The 2,065-nt window shown below is 69.8% G+C and carries 4 protein-coding genes; 3 read left to right on the forward strand and 1 reads right to left on the reverse strand.

Features of this window, described 5'->3' with window-relative positions:
* From FKP22_RS28325 to FKP22_RS28335, 3 genes are all read left to right on the forward strand, one after another.
* The coding region (locus FKP22_RS28325; RefSeq protein WP_141291425.1) for a c-type cytochrome at positions 1-288 on the forward strand (288 nt) is incomplete at its 5' end.
* 19 nt (positions 289-307) lie between these two features.
* On the forward strand, positions 308-799 hold the full coding sequence (locus FKP22_RS28330) for a RidA family protein (protein WP_141291427.1): 492 nt from the start codon (positions 308-310) through the stop codon (positions 797-799).
* Positions 800-876: 77 nt separating this feature from the next.
* Positions 877-1,350 carry an META domain-containing protein gene (locus tag FKP22_RS28335; RefSeq protein ID WP_141291429.1) on the forward strand — a complete coding sequence of 158 codons (474 nt, stop codon included), beginning with the start codon at positions 877-879 and terminating at the stop codon, positions 1,348-1,350.
* A gap of 91 nt (positions 1,351-1,441) precedes the next feature.
* Here FKP22_RS28335 and FKP22_RS28340 read toward each other — a convergent pair.
* Positions 1,442-2,065, reverse strand: a 624-nt coding sequence (locus FKP22_RS28340) for an MATE family efflux transporter (protein WP_259372467.1), incomplete at its 5' end; no start/stop codon positions are given.

The following is a 2,065-nucleotide window of genomic DNA, read 5'->3' on the forward strand; positions in this document are numbered from 1 at the left end:
CTCTACCGCGCCGCCTGCCAGGGCTGCCACATGGACCAGGGGCAGGGCGCACAAGGCGCGGGGGCCTACCCGGCGCTGCGCGGCAACGTGCGCGCCGGCATGGCCGAATACGTGATCCACAACGTGCTGCACGGCCGCAGGGCGATGCCGCCCGTCGGCGAGTTCATGGAAGACGTGCAGGTCGCGGCGGTCGTCAACTTCGTGCGCCAGCAGTTCGGGCCCAGGCCCGCGGCTGGCGAGCCCTTGCCGCTGCCTGTCACGGCCGCGGACGTGAAGCGCCAGCGCTGAATTCGAATTGGAGAACCTCATGCCCAAAGCCCCCCTCTTCGCCGTCGCCGCATTGCTGCTGGCGGGCGCCACGCAGGCCGCCGAAGTCATCCGCTACAAGATCCCGAACTCCGACTTTCCGATTGCCCGCGCGGTCGAAGTGCCGGCCGGCGTGACGATGGTTCACCTCAGCGGCGCCGGCCCGACGGTGGCCGATCCGGCCGCAGCGCCCAACAGCGTGGCCTCGTTTGGCAATACCCGCGTGCAGACCGTCAGCACGCTGAAAGCCATCGAGGCCACGCTGGCTGCGCTGAAGCTGGGCATGAAGGACGTGGTGCGCATGCAGGTGTTCCTGGTCGGCGACCCGGCGCTGAACGGCGCGATGGATTTCGACGGCTTCATGGACGGCTACCGCCAGTTTTTCGGCAGTGCAGCCCAGCCCAACCTGCCGGTGCGCTCGACGGTCAAGGTCGCCGGGCTGGTGAACCCGGGCTGGCTGGTGGAGATCGAGGTCAGCGCGGCCAGGCCCTGACAACGCCAGGGGATGAGAAAATGGTGCTGCAGCCTGCATCTTCTTGTGAGCGCTGACACATCGGAAAGAGGTTGATCATGAAGCGATGGATGGCCGGGTGGGGCCTGACCGCCGCGCTGTGCACCGGGGCCGGTGCCGGTTTGCTGGGGGGCTGCGGCAGCGCGCCGACGGCCAGTGGCGCCAAGGCGCCCGTCTCGACGCCAAGCGCATTGCACGAGCTGGTCGGCAGTCGCTGGATCGCGATCAGCCTGGACAGCAGTGCCACGCCTGGCGGCGGCCTGCCGTCGCTGCAGTTCATCAGCGCCACGCAGGTCAGCGGCTCGGGCGGCTGCAACGGCTTTGGCGGCAAGCTGCAGATCGAAGGCGAGCAACTGCGCTTCGGCCCGTTGGCCGCCACCCGCAAGCTCTGCATGGGCACGCCGGTGATGGAAAACGAAGACCAGTTCCTGCGCCTGCTGGAGCAGACCCGCTCGGGTGTGCTCGAAGGCGATGTGCTGGTGCTGCGCGGTGAGTTGGGCGCGGCTTTGCTCCGCCTGCGACGCGCCGCTTGAGCTGAGGCACCCGGTCCCGCGAGTACGCGAGACCACCCGCCAAGCGGGTTGCGCAGCCGCTTGGGGCGGCCCGGCGCCGGCTGCTGGCTCGCTAGGCTGCGGCCAGGTTGACGTCGCCATCATGGCGATCCCGGCGCAACGCGCGATGCGTCGCGCGGGCGTGGGGCACCCAGGCTTGCTTGGCCCAGCGGCGCCACATCAGCAGGCCGCGTATCCATTCGTCGCATGCATAGGCCAGCCACAGGCCCGGCAGGCCCAGGCCGAGGTGCACGCCCAGCAGCCAGCTGCCGCCGGCCAGCACCAGTAGCAACGAACCGGTGCCGGCGATCACCGGGTAGCGGGCGTCGCCGGCGGCGCGCAGCGCGTTGATGACCACCAGGTTGAAGGTGCGGCCGGGTTCGACCAGCACCGTGAGCCACAGCAGCAAGGCGCCGTTGCGCAGGATCTCCGCATCTTCGGTGAACAGGCCCAGCAAGTGGCGGCCGGCCAGTGCGGCCAGCAAGGCCAGGCACAGGCTGACGACAATGCCCCGGCCCAGCGCCTTGCGCACCAGTTGGTGGGCCTCGTGCAGCTGGCCGGCGCCAATCAGGTGCCCGACCACGATCTCGACCGCGAGGCCGGTGGCTGCGCCAAACAGCAGCAGCCAGTACATGACCTGCATCACGTAGGCATGGGTGGCCAGCGCCTGCGCGCCCATGTGGCCGGCCGCGGCCAC

It is taken from the genome of Ideonella azotifigens (assembly GCF_006519715.1).
Lineage (GTDB): Bacteria > Pseudomonadota > Gammaproteobacteria > Burkholderiales > Burkholderiaceae_C > Ideonella > Ideonella azotifigens.